At 46.5% G+C, this 19,638-nt stretch carries 23 protein-coding genes; 1 reads left to right on the forward strand and 22 read right to left on the reverse strand.

The window, feature by feature from the left end:
- Positions 1 to 9: 9 nt before the first annotated feature.
- The 21 genes from groES to SGLY_RS13540 all read right to left on the reverse strand — a co-directional run bounded on the left by groES (position 10) and on the right by SGLY_RS13540 (position 18,022).
- Positions 10 to 294 (reverse strand): co-chaperone GroES, encoded by a 285-nt coding sequence (groES, locus tag SGLY_RS13440; RefSeq protein ID WP_013625770.1) that lies wholly within the window; start codon positions 292 to 294, stop codon positions 10 to 12.
- A gap of 241 nt (positions 295 to 535) precedes the next feature.
- Positions 536 to 946 (reverse strand): hypothetical protein, encoded by a 411-nt coding sequence (locus SGLY_RS13445; protein ID WP_013625771.1) that lies wholly within the window; start codon positions 944 to 946, stop codon positions 536 to 538.
- A 29-nt stretch (positions 947 to 975) separates the two neighbouring features.
- Complete coding sequence (locus tag SGLY_RS13450; RefSeq protein ID WP_013625772.1) at positions 976 to 1,308, reverse strand: P-II family nitrogen regulator; 333 nt, start codon at positions 1,306 to 1,308, stop codon at positions 976 to 978.
- Positions 1,295 to 1,927 carry a molybdenum cofactor guanylyltransferase gene (gene mobA / locus SGLY_RS13455; protein ID WP_013625773.1) on the reverse strand — a complete coding sequence of 211 codons (633 nt, stop codon included), beginning with the start codon at positions 1,925 to 1,927 and terminating at the stop codon, positions 1,295 to 1,297. The genes SGLY_RS13450 and mobA overlap by 14 nt, the downstream gene beginning before the upstream one ends.
- On the reverse strand, positions 1,924 to 2,181 hold the full coding sequence (locus SGLY_RS13460; RefSeq protein ID WP_013625774.1) for a glutaredoxin family protein: 258 nt from the start codon (positions 2,179 to 2,181) through the stop codon (positions 1,924 to 1,926). The genes mobA and SGLY_RS13460 overlap by 4 nt, the downstream gene beginning before the upstream one ends.
- 93 nt (positions 2,182 to 2,274) lie before the next feature.
- Positions 2,275 to 3,108 carry a DegV family protein gene (locus SGLY_RS13465; RefSeq protein WP_013625775.1) on the reverse strand — a complete coding sequence of 278 codons (834 nt, stop codon included), beginning with the start codon at positions 3,106 to 3,108 and terminating at the stop codon, positions 2,275 to 2,277.
- A 57-nt stretch (positions 3,109 to 3,165) separates the two neighbouring features.
- Positions 3,166 to 3,633 (reverse strand): MarR family winged helix-turn-helix transcriptional regulator, encoded by a 468-nt coding sequence (locus tag SGLY_RS13470; protein ID WP_013625776.1) that lies wholly within the window; start codon positions 3,631 to 3,633, stop codon positions 3,166 to 3,168.
- Positions 3,634 to 3,777: 144 nt separating this feature from the next.
- Positions 3,778 to 4,602 carry an NYN domain-containing protein gene (locus SGLY_RS13475; RefSeq protein WP_013625777.1) on the reverse strand — a complete coding sequence of 275 codons (825 nt, stop codon included), beginning with the start codon at positions 4,600 to 4,602 and terminating at the stop codon, positions 3,778 to 3,780.
- 144 nt (positions 4,603 to 4,746) lie between these two features.
- Positions 4,747 to 7,431 carry a formate dehydrogenase subunit alpha gene (gene fdhF / locus SGLY_RS13480; RefSeq protein WP_013625778.1) on the reverse strand — a complete coding sequence of 895 codons (2,685 nt, stop codon included), beginning with the start codon at positions 7,429 to 7,431 and terminating at the stop codon, positions 4,747 to 4,749.
- A gap of 23 nt (positions 7,432 to 7,454) precedes the next feature.
- The gene (gene nuoF, locus SGLY_RS13485) at positions 7,455 to 9,407 is read right to left on the reverse strand and encodes an NADH-quinone oxidoreductase subunit NuoF (protein ID WP_013625779.1); all 1,953 of its coding nucleotides are present in this window, start codon (positions 9,405 to 9,407) and stop codon (positions 7,455 to 7,457) included.
- A gap of 12 nt (positions 9,408 to 9,419) precedes the next feature.
- Positions 9,420 to 9,905: an NADH-quinone oxidoreductase subunit NuoE gene (gene nuoE / locus SGLY_RS13490; RefSeq protein WP_013625780.1), complete on the reverse strand. Its 486-nt coding sequence runs from the start codon at positions 9,903 to 9,905 to the stop codon at positions 9,420 to 9,422.
- 46 nt (positions 9,906 to 9,951) lie between these two features.
- The gene (locus tag SGLY_RS13495) at positions 9,952 to 10,527 is read right to left on the reverse strand and encodes a 5-formyltetrahydrofolate cyclo-ligase (protein WP_013625781.1); all 576 of its coding nucleotides are present in this window, start codon (positions 10,525 to 10,527) and stop codon (positions 9,952 to 9,954) included.
- A 336-nt stretch (positions 10,528 to 10,863) separates the two neighbouring features.
- Complete coding sequence (gene tsaD / locus SGLY_RS13500; RefSeq protein WP_013625782.1) at positions 10,864 to 11,883, reverse strand: tRNA (adenosine(37)-N6)-threonylcarbamoyltransferase complex transferase subunit TsaD; 1,020 nt, start codon at positions 11,881 to 11,883, stop codon at positions 10,864 to 10,866.
- A 30-nt stretch (positions 11,884 to 11,913) separates the two neighbouring features.
- Positions 11,914 to 12,405, reverse strand: a complete 492-nt coding sequence (rimI, locus tag SGLY_RS13505) for a ribosomal protein S18-alanine N-acetyltransferase (RefSeq protein ID WP_013625783.1) — start codon at positions 12,403 to 12,405, stop codon at positions 11,914 to 11,916.
- 11 nt (positions 12,406 to 12,416) lie between these two features.
- Complete coding sequence (tsaB, locus tag SGLY_RS13510) at positions 12,417 to 13,169, reverse strand: tRNA (adenosine(37)-N6)-threonylcarbamoyltransferase complex dimerization subunit type 1 TsaB (RefSeq protein ID WP_013625784.1); 753 nt, start codon at positions 13,167 to 13,169, stop codon at positions 12,417 to 12,419.
- A gap of 65 nt (positions 13,170 to 13,234) precedes the next feature.
- On the reverse strand, positions 13,235 to 13,696 hold the full coding sequence (tsaE, locus tag SGLY_RS13515) for a tRNA (adenosine(37)-N6)-threonylcarbamoyltransferase complex ATPase subunit type 1 TsaE (protein WP_013625785.1): 462 nt from the start codon (positions 13,694 to 13,696) through the stop codon (positions 13,235 to 13,237).
- Positions 13,697 to 13,701: 5 nt separating this feature from the next.
- Complete coding sequence (locus SGLY_RS13520; RefSeq protein WP_013625786.1) at positions 13,702 to 14,949, reverse strand: amidohydrolase; 1,248 nt, start codon at positions 14,947 to 14,949, stop codon at positions 13,702 to 13,704.
- A 165-nt stretch (positions 14,950 to 15,114) separates the two neighbouring features.
- Positions 15,115 to 15,465 (reverse strand): type II toxin-antitoxin system PemK/MazF family toxin, encoded by a 351-nt coding sequence (locus SGLY_RS13525; protein WP_013625787.1) that lies wholly within the window; start codon positions 15,463 to 15,465, stop codon positions 15,115 to 15,117.
- Positions 15,455 to 15,742, reverse strand: coding sequence for a hypothetical protein (locus SGLY_RS13530; protein ID WP_013625788.1), 288 nt, complete (start codon positions 15,740 to 15,742; stop codon positions 15,455 to 15,457). The genes SGLY_RS13525 and SGLY_RS13530 overlap by 11 nt, the downstream gene beginning before the upstream one ends.
- A 148-nt stretch (positions 15,743 to 15,890) precedes the next feature.
- On the reverse strand, positions 15,891 to 16,625 hold the full coding sequence (locus SGLY_RS13535) for a type 1 glutamine amidotransferase (RefSeq protein ID WP_013625789.1): 735 nt from the start codon (positions 16,623 to 16,625) through the stop codon (positions 15,891 to 15,893).
- Positions 16,622 to 18,022, reverse strand: coding sequence for a Mur ligase family protein (locus SGLY_RS13540; protein WP_013625790.1), 1,401 nt, complete (start codon positions 18,020 to 18,022; stop codon positions 16,622 to 16,624). The genes SGLY_RS13535 and SGLY_RS13540 overlap by 4 nt, the downstream gene beginning before the upstream one ends.
- Before the next feature lie 289 nt (positions 18,023 to 18,311).
- On the opposite strand from SGLY_RS13540, the gene SGLY_RS13545 reads away from it, so the two are divergent.
- On the forward strand, positions 18,312 to 18,827 hold the full coding sequence (locus SGLY_RS13545; protein WP_013625791.1) for a gamma carbonic anhydrase family protein: 516 nt from the start codon (positions 18,312 to 18,314) through the stop codon (positions 18,825 to 18,827).
- 184 nt (positions 18,828 to 19,011) lie between these two features.
- On the opposite strand, the gene SGLY_RS13550 is transcribed toward SGLY_RS13545, so the two are convergent.
- Positions 19,012 to 19,638, reverse strand: coding sequence for an HD-GYP domain-containing protein (locus SGLY_RS13550; protein WP_013625792.1), 627 nt, complete (start codon positions 19,636 to 19,638; stop codon positions 19,012 to 19,014).

The raw sequence follows: 19,638 nt of genomic DNA on the forward strand, positions 1-19,638 counted from the left end.
CAGTTCCATTTAGCCGATGACAGCCTGAATGTCTGATTCACGCAGAATCAGATATTCTTCCCCGTCAAATTTGACTTCGGTTCCTGCGTATTTGGAATAAATGACTTTGTCTCCGACTTGAACATCAACAGCGATTCTTTCACCCTTTTCAATTCTCCCCGGACCTACTGCAATGATTTCCCCTTCCTGGGGCTTTTCTTTGGCAGTATCGGGCATAATAATACCGCTCTTTGTTCTTTCCTCTGATGGAACAGCTTTGATGATGACCCTGTCGGCCAGTGGTCTAAGTTTCATATTGAGATTTCCCTCCTTAAATATTATCATGTTTTGATATTGTTAGCACTCATCTTGATCGAGTGCTAACACCTAGGTATAATAATATGCAAGGATATGATCTTATGCAAATCTACCCAAGCACTATTATTTAAGAATATACCACGATTACTTAATATTTCTTCATTTTCCTTAAGATTACTATACCTAATAATAATCGGTATCAAAACCTTAATTTTCCGTACTTCTATATTAATTGCCTTTAATGAGGAAATTTATTCGCTCCGGCTAAAGAAAACGTTACTCCGCTGAAGGTTAAAACCTCATCAAATTCCAGAAAATCAGTATTCTTTTCTTGAGCCGCCGACACCAGGTCGGAAATTGGTTTAGCCGTAATGATCATGTCCCGGGGTTCCATGAAATGAGCGATCAGCTTAAAATGCTGGGAATTAAACCTGACGGCCATATCGACTCCATTGTCCCACTTGAACTGGACGACATAGGAGTCTCCATTTTCAGTCGAAAACCAGTTATAGGTATATTTTGATAGCCCTGAGTTTTTGACACCGGCAATCTGTTCGGCAAATTCCTTCACATAGAGGATCACGACATCCCGCCCGTCTTCCAGCTTACCGAAGCCCGCCTGCTCAGGGGAATAGGCCTTAGTCAGCATACCTTCCCCTCCTTCTTGCTCTCGGCAGCTTATTTCTCCTGTTCACCGGTACGAATACGGGTAAGCTCCTCAACAGGTGAAATCCAGATTACCCCGTCCCCGACATTCCCTGTTCCGGCAATCTTCATAATCAATTCCTTGACTTTTTGGCTGTCTTCTTCCGGAACAACAGTTTCAAGCTTGATTTTATTTAATAAACGGGTTTTGAACTCTTTGCCTCGATAAATTTCCGTCGTGCTCCCTTTTTGTCTCCCCCAGCCCAAAACTTGAGAAATTGTGATTCCGCTTACGCCCATTTCTGCAAGAGCCTTTTCAACCTCCTCCAGTTTATTTGGTCTGATCACCGCTTCAATTTTCTTCATCTTCCTTCATCCTCTCCATATGATTTCTGATTTCATTCCATTCCTCCGGGGTATTCACATTGGTTAATGAACCGGCATACTCCTCAAACCGGAATATCTTCGTGTTGGATTCGCCGGCCAGTGCGCTCAGGCTCAGTCTGCCTTCCCTGAGATGCTTAAACGCTGTTCCCTGCAGTCTCTGATGATAAAAAGCATGCAGCGGATGCAGCCTTCCGGAAGCATACGGCATGACAAGGTCATAGTCCTCGGTCTCCCCAGCCAGTTTGATGATCGCCTCAGGGCTCAGAAATGGCATATCACAGGCCGCTGCAAAAACATAATTGTAATTTGACGCCTGCAAACCAGAGTATATCCCGGATAAAGGTCCTTTTCCGGGAAACAGGTCCTTAACGACCTTAAACCCAAACTCTTCATACATTTCACCATCCCGGGCACTGATTAATACTTCGGCAAAGACACCGGATAATACCTTCAAGCTTTTCTTGAGCACCGGTATTCCCCTGATTTCCAGAAAAGCCTTGTCCCTCCCCATCCTTGAGCTGTTTCCTCCCACAAGAAGCAGTCCCGTCATCTGCAGCTTAGTTTCAGACTTATCCCAATCATCTTCAATCCTGTTCATTCTTTCTCCGGATGATTAATGTCATACGAAGAAAAAGCCTGCTGGTATTTTTTCCGGTTAAATCCTGAAAGGACTTCATCCCCCACTTTCATCACCGGTACCCTGAGGGAATTTGTTATTTTCCTCATTTCTTTGAAAACAGAGGAATGAATCACCTTTTTCTCCTCAAAAGCAACACCCTTATTTTTCAAGAATTGCTTAGCCTGAAAACAAATCGGACATAAAGGAAGTGTGTACATTATCAGCTTTTCCATGACTGTCCCTGCCTTTCATTGCCAGAATCTCTTGAGGTTTCAGGAGGACACCTGAATAAGATTATCCCTGAATGATATTATACCAAAAGATCATCACATGATTACACCTAATCCTACACAACCTGCTCCTAAATGAGTCCCAATCACAGCACCTAGTTCAAAAATAATCACTTCTCCGATCTTGTATTCTTTAAAAAGAACTTCCTGAAAATCCATCAGACTCTCTTTATTTACGCCATGGGCCAGGGCAACCGTCCGACCCTCAAGATCGATTCCCTTATTTTTGAGGTCCTCGATTACCCAGGCAAAAGCTTTTTTCTGTCCCCTTGCTTTGCCGACCATGGAAACCGTACTGTCCGCTACTGAAACAATCGGTTTGACGCCAAGCAGATTTGCAGCCATAGTCGCTGTCAGCCTGCCACCCTTGACCAAGTTTTCCAGGGTGTCCAAAATCGCGTAAAAGTTCACTTTGTCCCTGGCCGTTTCCAGCCGGGCCGCAATTTCCTCAAAGGATTTGCCTTTCTGCGCCATTCTGGCCGCTTCAATAACCAGCAATCCCAAGCCGAAACTCGCCGTATGGGAATCAATCAACTCGATTTTTCCCCTGCCTATGGTGTCCCGGGCAATTAAAGACGAGTTATAAGTACCGCTCAGAGCGGCCGCAATAAATATTCCAATGACCTCATCACCCTGATCAATCATTTTGGTGAACTCTTCAATAAACTGACTGGGATTCACCTGAGCTGTCGTCGGCAGTTTTTCCGCCTGAGCCATCTTCGTGAAAAACTCTTCTGATGTGATCTCTTCCCCGTCCAGAAAAGACTCTTCTCCAAATAAGACTCTCAAAGGAACGATTGTGATTCCTAATTCCCGGGCTAAGTCTTTCGGCAGATCACAAGTGCTGTCCGTCAAAATTTTTACTCCCATTTTTACCTCCGAACATCTCCTGATTTTTTATTGGACATTCTTCACTGGTTCTGGCCTCTAATCATTATTTTTTATTTTTGTCAGCTCATATTTCTCCCTGAAATATTCATTAATATTTTCCAGGGCTAAAATCAAAACGTTCATTTCTTCCTCTGACAGTTTATTCATTGTTGTATTAATCATATCCTTGTGAAAATCCGCATGCCGCTGGTATACGGCTAAGCCTTTTTCAGTCAGAGAAAGCAAGACGATCCTGCGGTCTTCCTCACTCTTCGCTCTCTGAACATAGCCTTTGCGCACAAGATTATTGACCGCAATGGTCAATGTCCCTATCGTAATGTCCAAATCTTTAGCTGCCGAAGACATATTCCGGGGTTCACCTATTCCAATAACTTCGATAATATGTATTTCAGTGATGGACAAGTTTTTGAATTTCTCACATCTTAACGATTTTTCCTCGATATTAGGGATCTGATTAAACAGTTTGACCAATATTTCATTGAGGGTCCCATAGACACTGCTCATCTTCTGCACCCGCCAATATATTTTGAATATCAAAATAACTAATCCTACTATAAATAGTATTAGAAACAATGTCAATTTTCCAGCCACAAAAAAACGCATCTTTAATGATGCGAAATTTTTGATGATTTTCCTCAATTTCAGTCCTTACTCTTGTTCCAACAATGCGCTCCGTTTCAAAATTAATTCAAGATCATCTCCCAAAGCTTCTTTGACCAGAGAATTATCGCAATTCAGCAAATAAGCCTTGGTCTTTCTTATCTTAAGGTTGGGATCGACATGCTCTTTTTCTAAAATGATCCCTTTATCCAGCATATATTGGACAAGCTCTTTTACTTCAGTCATGTTGCGTGATAATCCCCTGCTCAATTCATTCCTCACCTTGGTGGAAGCCAAATAGGGAAGTTTGATCTGCATATCAATAATAATTTTCAAGCTAAGTAGAATATCTTTTTCCGGCTCATAACTTTCTGTCATACAGCTTTTCGTTAATTCCAGAAAAACATCCATACTTTCACAGAAAGGTTCTAAATCATGATGGATTTTGCCCTTGACACCGATAATTTTTACTTTCTTGCCCCAAGCTCGGATTTTTCTTACTAGAGACATAAAATCACCGTCTCCGGTAAAAAGAAGGAAGATATCAAAGGAGTCCGGTCTTGTCAGAAGGATCTCCTGGGCTTCCAGCATTAACTCGTGGTCTGCCGCATTCGGTCTTAATTCAGTCTGGGCAAAACTATTTTTCCCGTAAACATGGCGGGTAATGATCGATTTTTTTTCAAAAACAGTCTGCATGCGCCAAAATTCTTCTTTGTCAAAATTTGCGTAGAGAAAAATCACTGATAATTCCACATCGATGCTTTGCGCATACTTATGAAGAGCTTCAATAAATACTTCCGGCATGATTCGGCAACCTTTTTCAGCTAACCCTGTCCAGATATTTTCATAATCAATAAAAGCTACTGCCTTCAAAGAATATAACCTCCTTCCATCCCTATGTTCTACTATATGCATGGAAGGACAAGAAGTGACAAGCGACCAAAAAGGATGCCTCAAGCCTTAACGCCTCTGAGACATCCTTGAAAACCCGAGCCCTGAAATGAATAGATTATATGGTCATTCCTCTATCTTCTTGATCTTAACTGCGCAGACCTTGTATTCATACGTCCCGGAAACCTTGTCACAGGCCCCGCTCGTGATAAAATTGGCCGGAGCGTCCTTATAATGGAAGGTCATGAAGACCATCCCGGGCAAAACCTTGTCCGTAACCACTATTCTGGACCTGATTTCTCCGCGCCGCGAAGCCACCGCAACAATCTCCCCATCTTTTATCCCCAGTTTCTCCGCATCCAGAGGGTTGACCTCCGCCAGCTCCTCAGGAGCATGCTCAAACAAGGATGCCGAATAGAGGGTAGAGACATTATAATGCTGGAGCTTACGGCCCGTACTTAACAGCAGCGGATACTCCTCATCAGGCATTTCTTTGGCATAAGCGGCTTCAATCGGCATAAAGAGACCCTTGCCACGGGTGAATTTATCCTTATGCAGATATGGTGTCCCCTCATGGTCTTCTCCAAAGACAGGCCATTGCATCCCTTTGATTCCCAGCCTTTCGTGTCTGATTCCGGCATACTGAGGAGTAAGAGAAGAAATCTCCTTCATGATTTCCGCCGGGGCTTCGTAGTCAAAGTGATGGCCCATAATCGCCGCCAGATCACAAATAATCTTCCAATCCGCTTTGGCATTGCCGACAGGGTCAATAGCCTGATTGACCATTTGCACCCGGCGTTCAGTGTTGGTGAATGTTCCCGTTTTTTCCGCAAAACTTGCTCCCGGCAAGACCACATCGGCCAGTTTCGCTGTTTCAGTCAGAAAAATATCCTGAACAACAAGAAAATCCAAAGCTTGCAGTCCGCGGCGCACATGGTTGGAATCAGCATCAGTTGTCGCCGGATCTTCACCCATAATATACATGGCTTTAAGCTGACCGGCTAAAGAAGCCTCAAACATATCAGGGATCATGTATCCCTTTTGAGCGCTCAGTGTCACACCCCAGGCCCCTTCAAATTTTCTCCGGACACCAGGGTCAGTCACCTGTTGATATCCCGGATAGACATTGGGCAGTGCTCCCATATCACAGCCGCCCTGAACATTATTTTGACCGCGCAGAGGGTTTACACCGGAGTTCTCCTTGCCGACATTCCCTGTCAGCATGGCGAGGTTAGCCAAGCTCATGACATTATCCGTGCCATGGGTATGCTCAGTAATCCCCAATGTATAGAAAATCTGGGCCCTCTCCGCACAAGCATAGATCTCTGCCGCCCGGTAGAGCTGTTCCTCGGGGACGCCCGTAATTTTGCTGACCTTATCCGGAGTGTACTCTCTCAGCAGTTCCCTCAGATTTTCAAACCCTGTGGTCCGTTCTTCAATAAATGCTTTGTCTTCCCAGCCATGAGCCAAAATGATCTGCATGATCCCATTGATTAATGCAATATCCGTTCCCGGCTTCAGCCTCAGCCAAAGCTCGGCATGGTTAACCAATTCGATCCTGCGGGGATCAACAACAATTAGACGGCAGCCATTGCGTACAGCCTGTTTGATCTTGGTCCCGATGATTGGGTGAGCTTCCGTAGCATTGGTCCCGATTGCAAAAATCACCTTGGAATCAGGGATTTCTTTGATTGAATTGGTCATCGCGCCTGATCCAAAGGAGGTCGCCAATCCGGCCACACTCGGAGCATGGCAGACCCGGGCACAGTGGTCTACATTATTTGTTCCGATTACGACCCGCATAAATTTCTGCATCACATAATTATCTTCATTGGTACAGCGGGCTGAGCTTAATGCCCCCAGGGAATCGGCTCCGTATTTGTTCTTGATTTCCTTGAATTTAGAGGCGATCAGCTCTAAAGCCTCATCCCATTCCGCTTCCACCAATTCATTGTTTTTTCTAATTAGCGGTGTGGTCAGGCGTTCAGGGCTATGCACCAGATCAATTCCGAAACGTCCCTTGACACAGAGAAACCTTCCATTGACGGGAGCGCTGGCATCAGTCGTAACCCCGACGATCTTACCGTCCCGCACATTGAGGTCAAAACCACATCCCGTTCCACAAAACGGACAGGTTGTTCTGACCTTTTTCAGCTCCCAGGGTCTCCCCCCGGCAATCATTTTCTTCTCCGTCAGAGCACCGACAGGACAAACAGCCAGGCATGTCCCGCAGAATACACACTCTGATTTGCCGTATGGAAGATTAAAAGCGGGACCGACTCTGGATTCAAAACCCCGGTTAACATAACCGAGCACATTATTGACCTGAATTTCCGAACAGGCCCGCACACATTTACCGCAGAGGATACACTTATTCAGATCCCGTAAAATAAAAGGATTACTGTCATCAATCTCATCTTCTCTTTTTTGCCCTTGAAAGACATCTTTCTTTACCCCGTACTCATAAGCGTATTGAGCGAGCTCACAATTCCCCATTTTTTCGCAGGTCAGACAGTCAATATCATGATTGGCAATCATCAATTCCAGTATTGTCCGCCGGGCTTCCCTGACCTCAGGGGTATTGGTCCTGATCACCATACCCTTCTGGACCTTGGTCGAACAGGAAGCAACCAGTCCGCGCGCGCCCTCAACTTCAACCATACATAATCGGCACGCCCCTGAATCCGTGAGCTCCGGATCATGACAGAGTGTCGGGATCTGGATATGGCTTTCTCGGCAGGCTTCAAGGATGGAGAGATTTGCCGGAACCTGCCTCTTTTTTTCATCAACTGTAATTGTGATCCATTCCATGTGCTCACCCCTTTCTGATCCGGTCAGGATACCGTAACAGCCCCAAATTTACATCGCTCAAGACATGTTTGGCATTGAATACAATTTTCCGTTTCAATCTCATAAGGAGTATTTTTATCTCCGAAAATGCAGCCGGCCGGACAATGTTTGGCACATAACCCGCAGCGCTTGCATTTTTCATGATCAATGGAGTATTTCAGAAGAGTAGTACAAACATGGGCTGGGCAGCGTTTTTCTTTAATGTGGGCTTCATATTCCGGCCTGAAGTATTTTATTGTGGCCGAAACAGGATTGGGGGCAGTCTGGCCCAACCCGCACAAGGAAGTCTTCCTGATCACACCGGCCAGCCTCTCCAGATTCTCCAGATCTCCTTCTTTGCCTTCTCCTTTTGTGATCCTCACTAATATTTCCAGCATTCTCTTGGTTCCCTCGCGACAAGGCGTACATTTGCCACAGGACTCATTCTGGGTAAAATTCAGGAAATACCTGGCCATATCCACCATACAGGTTGTTTCATCCAAAATGGTCAGCCCCCCGGAACCAACCATGGCCCCGACAGCGCCCAGACTGTCAAAATCAACCGGGATGTCCAGCATGCTTTCAGGAAGGCAGCCTCCGGACGGGCCGCCGATCTGGGCGGCCTTGAATTTCTTGCCGCCTTTTATGCCCCCGCCGATATCAAAAATGATTTCGCGCAGGGTGATCCCCATCGGAACTTCCACAAGTCCGGTATTGTTTACTTTTCCCGTCATGGCAAAAATTTTGGTTCCCTTGCTCTTCTCCGTGCCGAACTGGCTATACCAACCGGCACCGTTCAGGATAATATGCGGAACATTGGCCCAAGTCTCGACATTATTGATATTCGTCGGTTTGCCCCAAAGCCCCTTGACCGCAGGGTAAGGAGGCCGTACTCTCGGCATACCCCGCTGTCCCTCGATCGAAGCGATCAGGGCTGTCTCTTCACCACAGACAAATGCCCCTGCTCCTTCTTTGATTCTCAGCTTAAAATGAAAACCGGAATTGAGAATATTCTTCCCCAGCAAGCCGTATTTTTCCGCCTGTCCAATCGCTGTTTTCAGGCGCTCGACAGCCAGGGGATATTCGGCGCGGCAATAAATATAGCCTTCAGCGGCCCCGATCGCGTAAGCGCCAATCAGCATACCCTCGATCACCGCATGCGGGTCCCCTTCCAGGACACTGCGGTCCATAAACGCTCCGGGGTCCCCTTCATCCGCATTGCAGATCAAATATTTTTTATCCCCTTCGGCAGCACGGCAAAAGCTCCATTTCAGTCCTGTCGGGAACCCCGCTCCGCCCCGGCCGCGCAAACCGGACTGTTTCACCTCTTCAATGACTTCCTCGGGCTTCATTTTTTGCAGGACCTTTTCCAGCGCCCGGTATCCCTGATGCGCAAAATACTGACTTACCCTCTCCGGATCAATTAAACCGCACTTCTTGAGAATTACTCTGTTCTGTTTGGCATAAAAATTCACCGATTCGTAGGTAGAGGCCGTTTCTCCTGAAAGCGGATCTTTAAATAACAGTCTTTCGATTTTCTCTCCGCCGACAATATCCCTGGCTACAATCTCCGGGATATCCGACGGCTTAACTTTTGTATAGAAGGTTTTATCCGGTTCAATAATCAGGATAGGTCCCTGCTCACAAAAACCATGGCATCCTGTTGAACGGACCTGAATATGCTCATCTAAACCCTGCGCGGCAAGTTCCTCTCGGATCAGATCGATTAAACGGTTAGAACCTGAGGACGCGCAGCCTGTACCGGTACAGATCAGGACCTGTCTCATGCCGCCACCGCGGGGATTGGTCATTTTAGCCAGCAACCGGGCTCTTTCGCTGCGACAGATCTCATCATCATGACATAAAGGCCCTTCGGTTCTGCATCTCACATATTGATTGCAGGGAGCTTGCACAGAATGACCACATTTCTCACAGCAATGATGCGATAAGGCTTCCATTTTGCTTCACTCCTACTCGTATTTGTCCAACGTTTGCATTACGGCCTGGGGAGTCATATTTCCATAAACCATGTTATTGATGGAAATAACAGGAGCCAAACCACAGGCACCGATACAGGCGACGGTTTCCAACGTAAAACGGCCGTCCTGCGTCGTTTCTCCCGCCTTAATGCCCAGCCCCCGTTCAATCGTTCTTAACACGTTCAAGGCACCTCTGACATGACAGGCCGTCCCCATACAGACCCTGATGACATTACGCCCCATGGGGGTAAATCTGAATTGAGAATAGAATGTAGCCACCCCGAACACTTCTGCTGCCGGAATCTCTAATTTTTCAGAGATCACACGCATGATCTCTTCCGATAAATGGCCATATATCTCTTGGGCTTTCTGAAGAACAGTGATCAAATTGCCCGGTTCTTTCTTATTTTCCGCAATCATTCCAAGAAGCTCGTCCTTTTTCCGGTCAGGCTGCTCCAATGTCTTTTCCTTACACACGCCGTTCCCCTTCTTTCTCTTCAAATACGGCATATTATCAGCAATTCTATCTTTGATAGATTACACCATTTTCAGTAACGAGTAAAGACATTCTCTGATCATGCTCCTCCGTGCTGATCTTACCTAAAACCTGGCACTCAAACGCCAGGCCGATGATTGGGGTCCCTGCGGGAAGCAGGGGCAGAAACCGGTCATAATACCCCCCGCCATAGCCTATCCTGCGGCCTTCCTGATCAAAAACCAGCCCGGGCACAAGGACGGCCTCAATCTCTTCCGGTTGAACCGGTCTGGCGCAAGTTTCCTTAGGTTCCCGGATACCCATGTAGCCGGCCGCCAGATCATCTTCCAGGGAAGCTATCTCACAGGGAATAATCCTGTTCTCCTTACAAAGAGGAACCACTAATCTTTTCCCCATCCCAATTGTTTTTCTGGCCAAAGAGGTCGTTTCAACTTCATCCCGGATCTCCAAGTATAACATGACAGATTGTGCCTGGCAGAACTGAGGCAGGGTCAGAACACACTCCATAATCCGACGACTTTTTGTCCTGCGTTCTTCAGGAGTCAGGTTGGCCCGGTATCGCCCGATTTTTTGGCGCAGGTTATCTTTTTCTTCAGCAGCCATCTTTTTCTCCTTAATCATCAATCCCCGAATCAGTGATCACTTGTAAGCTTTTTGTTCAATTCGACATATATTTTTTATTTTCAAGTAAATGATGGATTATTTTTATTTATTTTTTAAACTTTAAGCGTTATCCCCAGATCAAGTCTGGAAAAGCAGGGCGATTGATCACTCTTATCCACATTATCCACAAGTCCTGTGGATAAGTTATTCTTTCCTTTATCTTGAATAAGGCTCTTAAAATTTAAAAAATAACTGTCCAACGAAAAAATAATTCCATCATTATTCAAAAAAGATTAAAGTTCAGCGAGTCATTTCTACAGAAATATTACAATTTTCCTATAAATTTAAACCCGGAACAGCATTTAATTTCCAATTTGCATAATCTCCGGCCAAAAAGTGAAAATAGCCCGCCATGGCAATCATGGCTCCATTATCCGTGCAGAAAACCGGCGAAGGGAAAATCAAGGGAATATTTCTTGCCGACAATTCACTCCCCATGCTTTTTCTCAGCAGAGAATTGGCCGCTACCCCCCCGGCCAGGGCAAAGGTCCTCACTTCATACCTGTCCAAGGCCCGGATGGATTTTCGGACCAGTACATCTATTGCCGCTTGCTGAAAAGAAGCCGCAAGATGATTAACATCCACAGGTTCTTTTTTCATTTTGGCTTTGTTGAGAATATTGAGGGCGGCAGACTTCATTCCACTGAAACTGAAATCAAGGCTGCCCGGTTCAAGCATCGCCCTTGGCAATTCATAAGCACAAGGGTCCCCCTGCAAGGCCGCTTTCTCGATTAACGGCCCTCCGGGATATCCAAACCCCAGAGCCCGGGCAATCTTGTCCAGCGCTTCACCGGCGGCATCGTCCCTGGTCCCCCCAAGGACTTCATAATCCAAATGACCCCGAAAAAGAATAAGATTGGTATGCCCTCCCGAAACCAAAAGGGCCATCATCGGAAAAACAATCTCCTGCCGTTCTATAAAATTGGCATAAATATGCCCCTCCAAATGATTGACTGCGATTAAGGGTATCCCTGCCGCATAAGCCATTGCTTTTGCTCCGGCAACTCCCACCAGTAAGGAACCCACAAGTCCCGGTCCATAAGTAACGGCAATAGCGGAAAGATCGGAAAATCCAATTCCGGCTTCCCTCAATGCCTGTCCGACAACCTCTCCCAAATGAAGACAATGTTCCCTTGAAGCAATTTCAGGCACAACCCCTCCATATTTTTGGTGGGTTTTGACTTGTGAAGAAATCACATGGCTCTTCAAATCCGTTCCATTAAATAAAACAGCTGCCGATGTTTCATCACAGCTTGTCTCAATTCCGAGAATCACAACATCTTTAGTTGCTTTCAAAGCCTTTTCTCCTTTTCCGGCCCCGGTAAATTAAAGTGAAGCCCACATAATCAAGGCATCTTCACGGTTATCAGTATAGTATTTACGGCGGAATCCCGCCGGGCGAAAACCAAGTTTGGTATATAGTTTCTGGGCGGTGTAGTTTGATACTCTTACCTCAAGGGTAACCCGGCTCATGTGCTCCGTCCTTTTCAGGGTTTCCATAACTGTCTTTAAGAGATATTCTCCCCAGCCCTGACCTCGATAAGCAGGACTGACGGCAATGTTGGTAATATGACCTTCTCCCATTACATTCCATAACCCCATATATCCGATCATTAAACCATCCAGTTCCAATCCGAAATATCTTGCCAGATAATTATCCACCAGCTCCGACCGGAAGGATTCCGCTTTCCAGGGGGTTGGGAAAGAAGCTTCTTCAATCTCAACCACTTTAGAGATGTCTTCCAGCGTCAGAGGCCTGATCATTCCATGGAGTCGTTTCCCTTCTGCGGGGATGCTGCCCAGTTCAGTTTGATCCATATCGTTCCCACCTATAATCTTTGTTTTGTTAAAATATGTTCTGAACCGGCCATCTGCTCCATTTTTTTGTGATAATTTACTTCGGCTTCAGAAAAACGTATATAGCAAGGTTCAACAGCTGCAGGCAATTCTATCCCCTCTATCTGAAACTGTTGATATTCACTCCATACTTCCTGTACGGCATATGCTCCGCGGGGCAAGGCCTGATACCGGGGAAGGACAACTCCCTGACCGTCCATGATGTCCAAAATTTTTGTTTCCGCAGCCTGGGCCGCGTCTCCGGCAAAAAGAACCTTACGCCCTCTTTCCTGCAGCTCGGCTAGCAGTCTTTCGGGAGCTTTGGCGCAGGGACCGGTGATTTGTCTGCGGCTATCCCCCCGCCAGCTGTAAACAGCTGTATACCATTCATTTTTGCGAGCGTCAAGGATGACTGCGATATCCTCACCATGGGCATAGCCTGCCCAGGAAATGACGTCCAGAGAAAGCACTCCCAGCAAAGGAATATTTAAGACCTGAGCTAATCCCTGGGCAGTCGCGATTCCGATCCTGATTCCTGTAAAAGACCCCGGGCCGCGGACAACTCCGATAAAATCAAGCTCCGCCAGACTCCACTCCGCTGCTTCCAGCAGTTGGTGAAGCATGGGCACCAGCCGCTCCGAATGGGTCTTTCCCGTATCAAGAAAAACTTCCTCGACAAGCTTGCTATTTTCGCCCAGTGCTAAAGCGGTAACTTTTGTTGTGGTATCGATCGTTAAGTACTTCATTTTTCCGTCCTTATTGAACTTCACTCGGAATGGTTTGCCAAAGACAATTCCGCCCCGCTTAAATCTCAAGTCTTGAGCGCCCGGCAAATCTGCTCGTCCGCTCTGATCAGAATCTCTCTTTCTTCTTCCCCGCTGCCCAAGATAGAGATATCGATCTTTTCCTCAGGCAGGATGTCTTCAATCACTTCCGGCCACTCCAAAAGACAGATACAATCCTCCCGGAAATAATCCGGTACCCCGATGATTTCAGCTTCTTCAGCATTTCGAAGTCTGTAGAGGTCCATATGGACCAGGCGGACAGGCTGACCCTTGATTTGGCCCTGGTATTCCTGAATCATGGTGAATGTCGGACTTGTCACCTGCTCTTTGACTGCCAGAGCCTTTGCCAGCCCCTTGGCCAAGACCGTTTTTCCGGCCCCCAGTTCTCCGTTCAAACAGAGAACCTCTCCCCCGCTAAAAAGAGAACCCAGCTTACTTCCGAAAGCAAAAGTTTGTTCCGGGGTTTTTGATTGCAGTGTCATTTCCATGCTTTTTATTCCACATCCTGTTTTTTGATCTCATCCTGCCCTGACTTAATCAGTTGACCATTGATGACGACGATAACAGGATCAGAGTTTAAATCCAAAGGCCTGCCATTCCAAACCACAAGATCCGCATCTTTGCCTTCGGCCAGGGAACCGATCCGCCCATCCACCCCCAATATTTCCGCGGGCCAAATCGTGAGAGCCTTGAGGGCATCTTCCTCTTTCATTCCATTTTTCACGGCTAAAGCGGCACATAAGGGCAGCTGTTCAATAGGGGTCACCGAATGATCGGTCATAATCGCCACCTTAATTCCTGCTTGAGCTAAAATCCCCGGGGTTCTAAAGGTTTTATCCTTCAGCTCTACCTTAGCCCGGTTCACAAAGGACGGGCCCACTATAGCGGGATATCCCGTCTCCGCGAGAATATCGGCAATTTTATGCCCTTCGGTACAATGCTCAAGAACCAGATCAACATTAAATTCCCTGGCAATCCGCACAGCGGTCATAATATCATCCGCCCTGTGCGCATGAGCCCTCAGAGGGATTTTTTTATCGAGCACCAAGCCGATGACCTCCATGCCCAGATCTCTCTCCGGCAATTTATCGGGATCCTTTTTGCCCTCTGTCATTTTTCCCTTATACGTCTGGGCGTCAACAAGAGTCTGACGAAGAAGCGCCGCTGTGCCCATCCTGGTCATCGGCATCTTTTTCTGTTCGCCGTAAACAACTTTGGGGTTCTCTCCGAAAGCCACCTTCAAGCCCGCCGGCTCCCTTAAAATCATTTCCTCAATAATCCGTCCTGCTGTTTTCAGCACCACCCCCGTCCCGCCAATAACATTGGCACTTCCGGGGCAGGTGAACACCGCGGTGACTCCTCCCATCCGGGCATCATGAAAACCAAGGTCCTCGGGATTAACACCGTCTATGGCCCTGAGCTCAGGTGTCACAGGATCGGTCATTTCATTCACGTCATCCCCTTCAGACTGATAAATCTCTTCCCCTATTCCGACATGACAATGGGCATCGATAAAACCGGGAAGAATATAATTTCCCCCGGCGTCAATAACACGGACGTTCTCCCCGTTCCGGCCCAGCACTGCCTTGGTTTCCGATTCCTTTTCAGATTCTTTCCAAAGCGTATGCCTGATGATTTTTTTGATTTTACCGTTTTCAATCAAGATGCTTCCGGTAAATTCAGTTTCTCCGGTCATTGGAACGATTTTGCCGTTTGTCAGAAGGATACTGTTTGCTTTCATCTTTTGCTCATTACCTCTCTATCTTTGCCTGATCATCTTTCAGATTTTCTCTTTTTCCTTTAGATTTTCTTTTTATTTTTTATCATTCAGACCTTTTCCCGGAAAAAAATAAGTCCAGCGTCAGGTCCTTAAGTCCCAAGCACTGAACAGCCGTGTTCACCTATTTCAAATCTCAGTCAAACCCAGACTGACTTCGATCGCTTCATCAACCCTGAGCATAACCTCCGGGTCTAAAACCGCAACTTTTTCTTTTAACCTGCTTTTATCGATCGTCCTGATTTGCTCAGTAAGAATTACGGAATCCTTTTCTAATCCGCTGCGCTTTGATTTCACTTCCACATGTGTCGGCAGCTTGGCCTTGGAAATTTGGGACGTGATTGCCGCAATAATGGTCGTCGGACTGTATTGATTCCCAATATTGTTTTGGATAACCAACACAGGTCTGGTTCCCCCCTGTTCCGAGCCAATGACGGGGTTTAATTCAGCATAGTATATTTCCCCGCGTTTAATACTCATATCCCACGCTCCATGCCATTTTCCTTTCATAGCATATTGTGGCTTCTTCTTCTGCAATGCACAAATCCTTTGCTATTCTCAAATTAATATTTGCCATCTCCTGATATCCTAAACGCATTTGCTCTCGTATTCCCGCCCTTCGTCTCTCCAGCAGCACACTGTATATCGCCTCTATAATAAAATCGTTTCTATCTTTTTTTTCTGTTGAGACTAAAATATCCACTTCCTCAATAAGGCTTTGCGGTAAAGACACGATAATGCGTTTATGTTCCGCCACGCCAAGCACCTCCTGACAATTAGACACACTATATTTTATTATAGCTATTTACTAGGAAAAGTGTCAACGATCTCACGCCTTCAGATGGGTGATTCGGAAGAAAAAGTCCTCCTGAACGCCATGTAAATTATGGTAATGGCCTGATTTCTCAGCCATTTTTAAGAAACCTGTTTACTACAGCCTGATGTGCCGCGATTTCCCAGGAATCATCCAACTGCCTCAATTCGCTGTCAACCCCTTTTCTTTCTAAAGCGAGTCTTAAAAGGAGATCGGCCAGATGAGGATTTTTGGGCAGCAAAGGCCCGTGCAGGTATGTACCGAAAACATTTTTATACCGCACCCCCTCCGTCCCATCCTCTCCATTATTGCCATACCCTCTTAAAATCCTGGCCAATGGCTGCACTTCACTTCCCAAGTAGGTCTTGCCGGAATGGTTTTCAAACCCGACGATGGTTTTCAAGGAGGACGGCAAATCAGACTCAGCGATCACATTGCCAATCAGACGCTTTTGACCGGCGACCGTGTATAAATCAAGGATAGAAAGACCGGGAATTCTGATGTCCTCACCAGTTTGATAGTATTGTCCCAGCATTTGGTACCCGCCGCAGATGGCCAAAACTACCAGGCCGTCTTCAACAGCCTCTTTGATCTCCTCCCGGCGCTTACCAAGATCCTCGACAAGGATATTCTGCTCACGGTCCGACCCTCCCCCCATAAACAGGATATCCGCTTTTTCTATCCTCAGAGGATCTCCTAAGGATATTTTATGGACCTCAGTCTCCACGCCCCTCCATTTACTTCTGGCCGTCAAAGCGAGAATATTGCCCCTGTCACCGTAGAGATCCAAAAGATCGGGGTATAAGTGATAAATATGAAGCTTCATCCCGCAGCGGCCTCCTTCCTGGTCCCGGCGGAAGCCTGATCCCTTGCCAGGATATCCCGCAGCGGAAAGAGCATAGTATATGTCGGCAGGATGAACAACGCTTCGTCAGGTTCTGTCCGCATCTCCAGTTTTCTTACAGCGAGCTCCGCAGCATGCTCTATCTCAATCATGCTCTCAGGCAAACCCGCGTATTTCAACCTCAACGCCATATCCTCCGCTCTAAGACCAGAACAGATGATCTGCCTGATCTTTTGAGTGTTCCCAAAAGCCTCGAAATCAACATCCCATAGCCAGGAGATGTCCCTCCCGTCGGCGGCCAAGTCATTAATCGCAATCAGCAGCCTGAGATCCTGATTCAGATGGATCAGGGTCTGAATGACCTGATTGAACCCCATCGGATTTTTGACCAGAGTCAGAGTAGCCCTTTTGCCGTTCAAAACAAAGTTCTCCATTCTGCCCGCATCAGATACAAAGCCTGCCAGACCCTTGCGAATATCTCCCGGGTCAATCCCCAGCCTCATCGCCGAACAAAAAGCGGCCAAGCCGTTATAAAGATTATAATAGCCCTGAAGAGGCAAGAAGAATTCCTGCTCATTATCCCGCAAATCCTTGGCCAGAACGGAAAATTGTATTCCATCGGTCCGTGTATTGATATCATCGGCCGTAAGATCCGGCTCAGGGCGTCTGAAGCCACAGCCCCGGCAATAATATAATCCAAGCTGCCCATAGTGGAAAAGCTCATAGGAAAGTTCTTCTCCGCAAAGCGCGCAGTATTTTCCTTCCCTGGTTTCATCACTGGTTTGCGCACTGCCCGGAAGACTTTTTACGCCATAATAGTAAACATGCTCTCTGCCAATCCCCATCCTGGTCACCAAAGGATCATCGGCATTTAAGATCAACTCGGTTTGTTCGGGCAAAGCTTCTTTTACCAGCCGCACCGTCGTATCCAGTTCTCCGTATCTGTCCAGTTGATCACGGAAAAAATTGGTGACCACCGCCATTCGGGGCCGGATATCTCTGCATAGCACCGGAACGGTTGCTTCATCGACCTCCAGCAGGAGAATATCCGCCAGAGGTTTCCCTCCGAAGCTTGTATTTTGAAGGAGGGCTCCGGCAATCCCCGTGATCATATTGGCTCCTTCTCTGTTGAACGCCACTCTGATTCCGGCCGAGCGTAAAATTGCCGCCAATAAGTTATTAGAGGTCGTCTTGCCATTGGTCCCGGTAATGATGACTGTTCCCCTGGCAAAGGACATCCCAAGTTGGTTAACGACATACGGATTTAACTTGCTTGCCAGCAGGCCCGGAAAAGTCGTCCCTTTTCTGCCTGTCATTTTCATTAATATTCCCACTGTTTTTCCGATCCAAAGAGCCAGCCAAAATCGAATCCCTTTCACAACGGTATCTCCTATTACTTCTTATTGTCATTAAAAGTATTATCAACAAAACTTCCTTCTGCTTAAACATCTGCAGAGCATTAATCACCAAACAGCCTTCTCCCAGGCAGCCCCACGTAACAAAACCCTGGAAGCAAAACTCTTTGCCAGGCGGAAATACTGATCTGGACATTGAATTACTTAATATATATAATGTTTTTGGATATCATTCAAGAAAATTTACCGGATATACCTGTTTAAATCATAAGGTATGTCAAACAGCCGGTATGCATAAGAAAGGAAGTATCCCATGATTATCCCTTATCAAGATAAAGTCCCCTCCCTTGGCGAAAACGTTTTTATTGCCGATGGGGCTAAGGTCGTAGGCAATGTCACAATTGGCGACTATTCCAGTGTCTGGTTCAACAGTGTGATCAGGGGCGATGTCGATTCTGTAACAATCGGCCGGCGGGTTAATATCCAGGATATGACCGTAATCCACGAAAACGGCGGTCAGCCGACCCTGATTGAAGATGATGTCACGATTGGTCACTCCAGCATCCTGCATGGCTGCACCATTCGCAAAGGCTGCCTGATCGGCATGGGAGCCTTGATTCTCAACGATGCGGAGATCGGGGAATATTCCATGGTCGCCGCAGGTGCCCTGGTTACCGAAAGAAAAGTCTTTCCTCCCCGTTCCCTTATCATGGGTTCCCCGGCCAAGGTAGTACGGGAATTAAGCGCTCAGGAAATTGAGTCCATTCAGGAATCGGCACTCCGCTACATGGAAAAGGGACAGGAATACAAAGGAAGCAGTAAGAAGTGACATTGAACTTTCCCCTAATCACTGTTTAAACAGTATCATTATAGCATATCATCATGAGTGCTATCCCAAATATTGCTCTTTGTCCGCATCATTCTTATTTTTACAAATAAAAAAACCACTTGAACTTCATGTAAAAGTGGTTACAAAACAAATTTCCTTTATGATCATGGCAGACCAATCACTTCTATGATATTTCTTTAATCGTTTTGATTTGCTTTTGTGTCTGGAACTGAATCTGCCACCTATTCATCAGCTTAATGCCCTCTTCTACGATTATGGGATCAAATTGTATCCCCTGGTTCACCATGAGTTCTTTTCTGCACTCTTCCCAGGACATCGCCTCCCGGTATGGCCGTTGGGAAGTCATGGCATCAATGGAATCAGCGACCGCAATAATTCTTGACCCGACCGGAATCCGCTCCTGCTTTATTCCTTCCGGATAGCCCCTTCCATCCCAGCGCTCATGATGGTAAAGTACAATCTCCGCAATCTGGTGCAGTCTTTTCGATTTATTCAGGATATTATAGCCGATCTCCGGATGTCTTTTTATCTGTTCCCATTCATAGGGGAGCAGTTTTTCTTCTTTATTCAGGATATGTTCGGGAATACCCAGCTTACCAATATCATGTAAATGTGCCGCCAAATGAATATTCTTTAGTCTGATGCCTCTCATTCCAAGGTTCCTTGCTATATCCTGTGTCATATCTGCAACACGTGTCGAATGTCCGCTTGTATAGGAATCACTTACTTCTAAAGCTGTAGTAAGGCATTCTATGGCATCATGCAATGCATCTTTTTCGATAAAAAACAT

This window comes from Syntrophobotulus glycolicus DSM 8271 (assembly GCF_000190635.1).
Taxonomy (GTDB): domain Bacteria; phylum Bacillota; class Desulfitobacteriia; order Desulfitobacteriales; family Syntrophobotulaceae; genus Syntrophobotulus; species Syntrophobotulus glycolicus.

What these genes read in the sequence shown, in the direction of transcription:
- groES (WP_013625770.1), bottom strand. Translation starts at nt 294, where the DNA reads ATGAAACTTAGACCACTGGCCGACAGGGTCATCATCAAAGCTGTTCCA.
- SGLY_RS13445 (WP_013625771.1), bottom strand. Translation starts at nt 946, where the DNA reads ATGCTGACTAAGGCCTATTCCCCTGAGCAGGCGGGCTTCGGTAAGCTG.
- SGLY_RS13450 (WP_013625772.1), bottom strand. Translation starts at nt 1,308, where the DNA reads ATGAAGAAAATTGAAGCGGTGATCAGACCAAATAAACTGGAGGAGGTT.
- mobA (WP_013625773.1), bottom strand. Translation starts at nt 1,927, where the DNA reads ATGAACAGGATTGAAGATGATTGGGATAAGTCTGAAACTAAGCTGCAG.
- SGLY_RS13460 (WP_013625774.1), bottom strand. Translation starts at nt 2,181, where the DNA reads ATGGAAAAGCTGATAATGTACACACTTCCTTTATGTCCGATTTGTTTT.
- SGLY_RS13465 (WP_013625775.1), bottom strand. Translation starts at nt 3,108, where the DNA reads ATGGGAGTAAAAATTTTGACGGACAGCACTTGTGATCTGCCGAAAGAC.
- SGLY_RS13470 (WP_013625776.1), bottom strand. Translation starts at nt 3,633, where the DNA reads ATGAGCAGTGTCTATGGGACCCTCAATGAAATATTGGTCAAACTGTTT.
- fdhF (WP_013625778.1), bottom strand. Translation starts at nt 7,431, where the DNA reads ATGGAATGGATCACAATTACAGTTGATGAAAAAAAGAGGCAGGTTCCG.
- nuoF (WP_013625779.1), bottom strand. Translation starts at nt 9,407, where the DNA reads ATGGAAGCCTTATCGCATCATTGCTGTGAGAAATGTGGTCATTCTGTG.
- SGLY_RS13495 (WP_013625781.1), bottom strand. Translation starts at nt 10,527, where the DNA reads ATGGCTGCTGAAGAAAAAGATAACCTGCGCCAAAAAATCGGGCGATAC.
- rimI (WP_013625783.1), bottom strand. Translation starts at nt 12,405, where the DNA reads ATGGATCAAACTGAACTGGGCAGCATCCCCGCAGAAGGGAAACGACTC.
- tsaB (WP_013625784.1), bottom strand. Translation starts at nt 13,169, where the DNA reads ATGAAGTACTTAACGATCGATACCACAACAAAAGTTACCGCTTTAGCA.
- tsaE (WP_013625785.1), bottom strand. Translation starts at nt 13,696, where the DNA reads ATGGAAATGACACTGCAATCAAAAACCCCGGAACAAACTTTTGCTTTC.
- SGLY_RS13520 (WP_013625786.1), bottom strand. Translation starts at nt 14,949, where the DNA reads ATGAAAGCAAACAGTATCCTTCTGACAAACGGCAAAATCGTTCCAATG.
- SGLY_RS13525 (WP_013625787.1), bottom strand. Translation starts at nt 15,465, where the DNA reads ATGAGTATTAAACGCGGGGAAATATACTATGCTGAATTAAACCCCGTC.
- SGLY_RS13535 (WP_013625789.1), bottom strand. Translation starts at nt 16,625, where the DNA reads ATGAAGCTTCATATTTATCACTTATACCCCGATCTTTTGGATCTCTAC.
- SGLY_RS13545 (WP_013625791.1), top strand. Translation starts at nt 18,312, where the DNA reads ATGATTATCCCTTATCAAGATAAAGTCCCCTCCCTTGGCGAAAACGTT.
- SGLY_RS13550 (WP_013625792.1), bottom strand. Translation starts at nt 19,638, where the DNA reads ATGTTTTTTATCGAAAAAGATGCATTGCATGATGCCATAGAATGCCTT.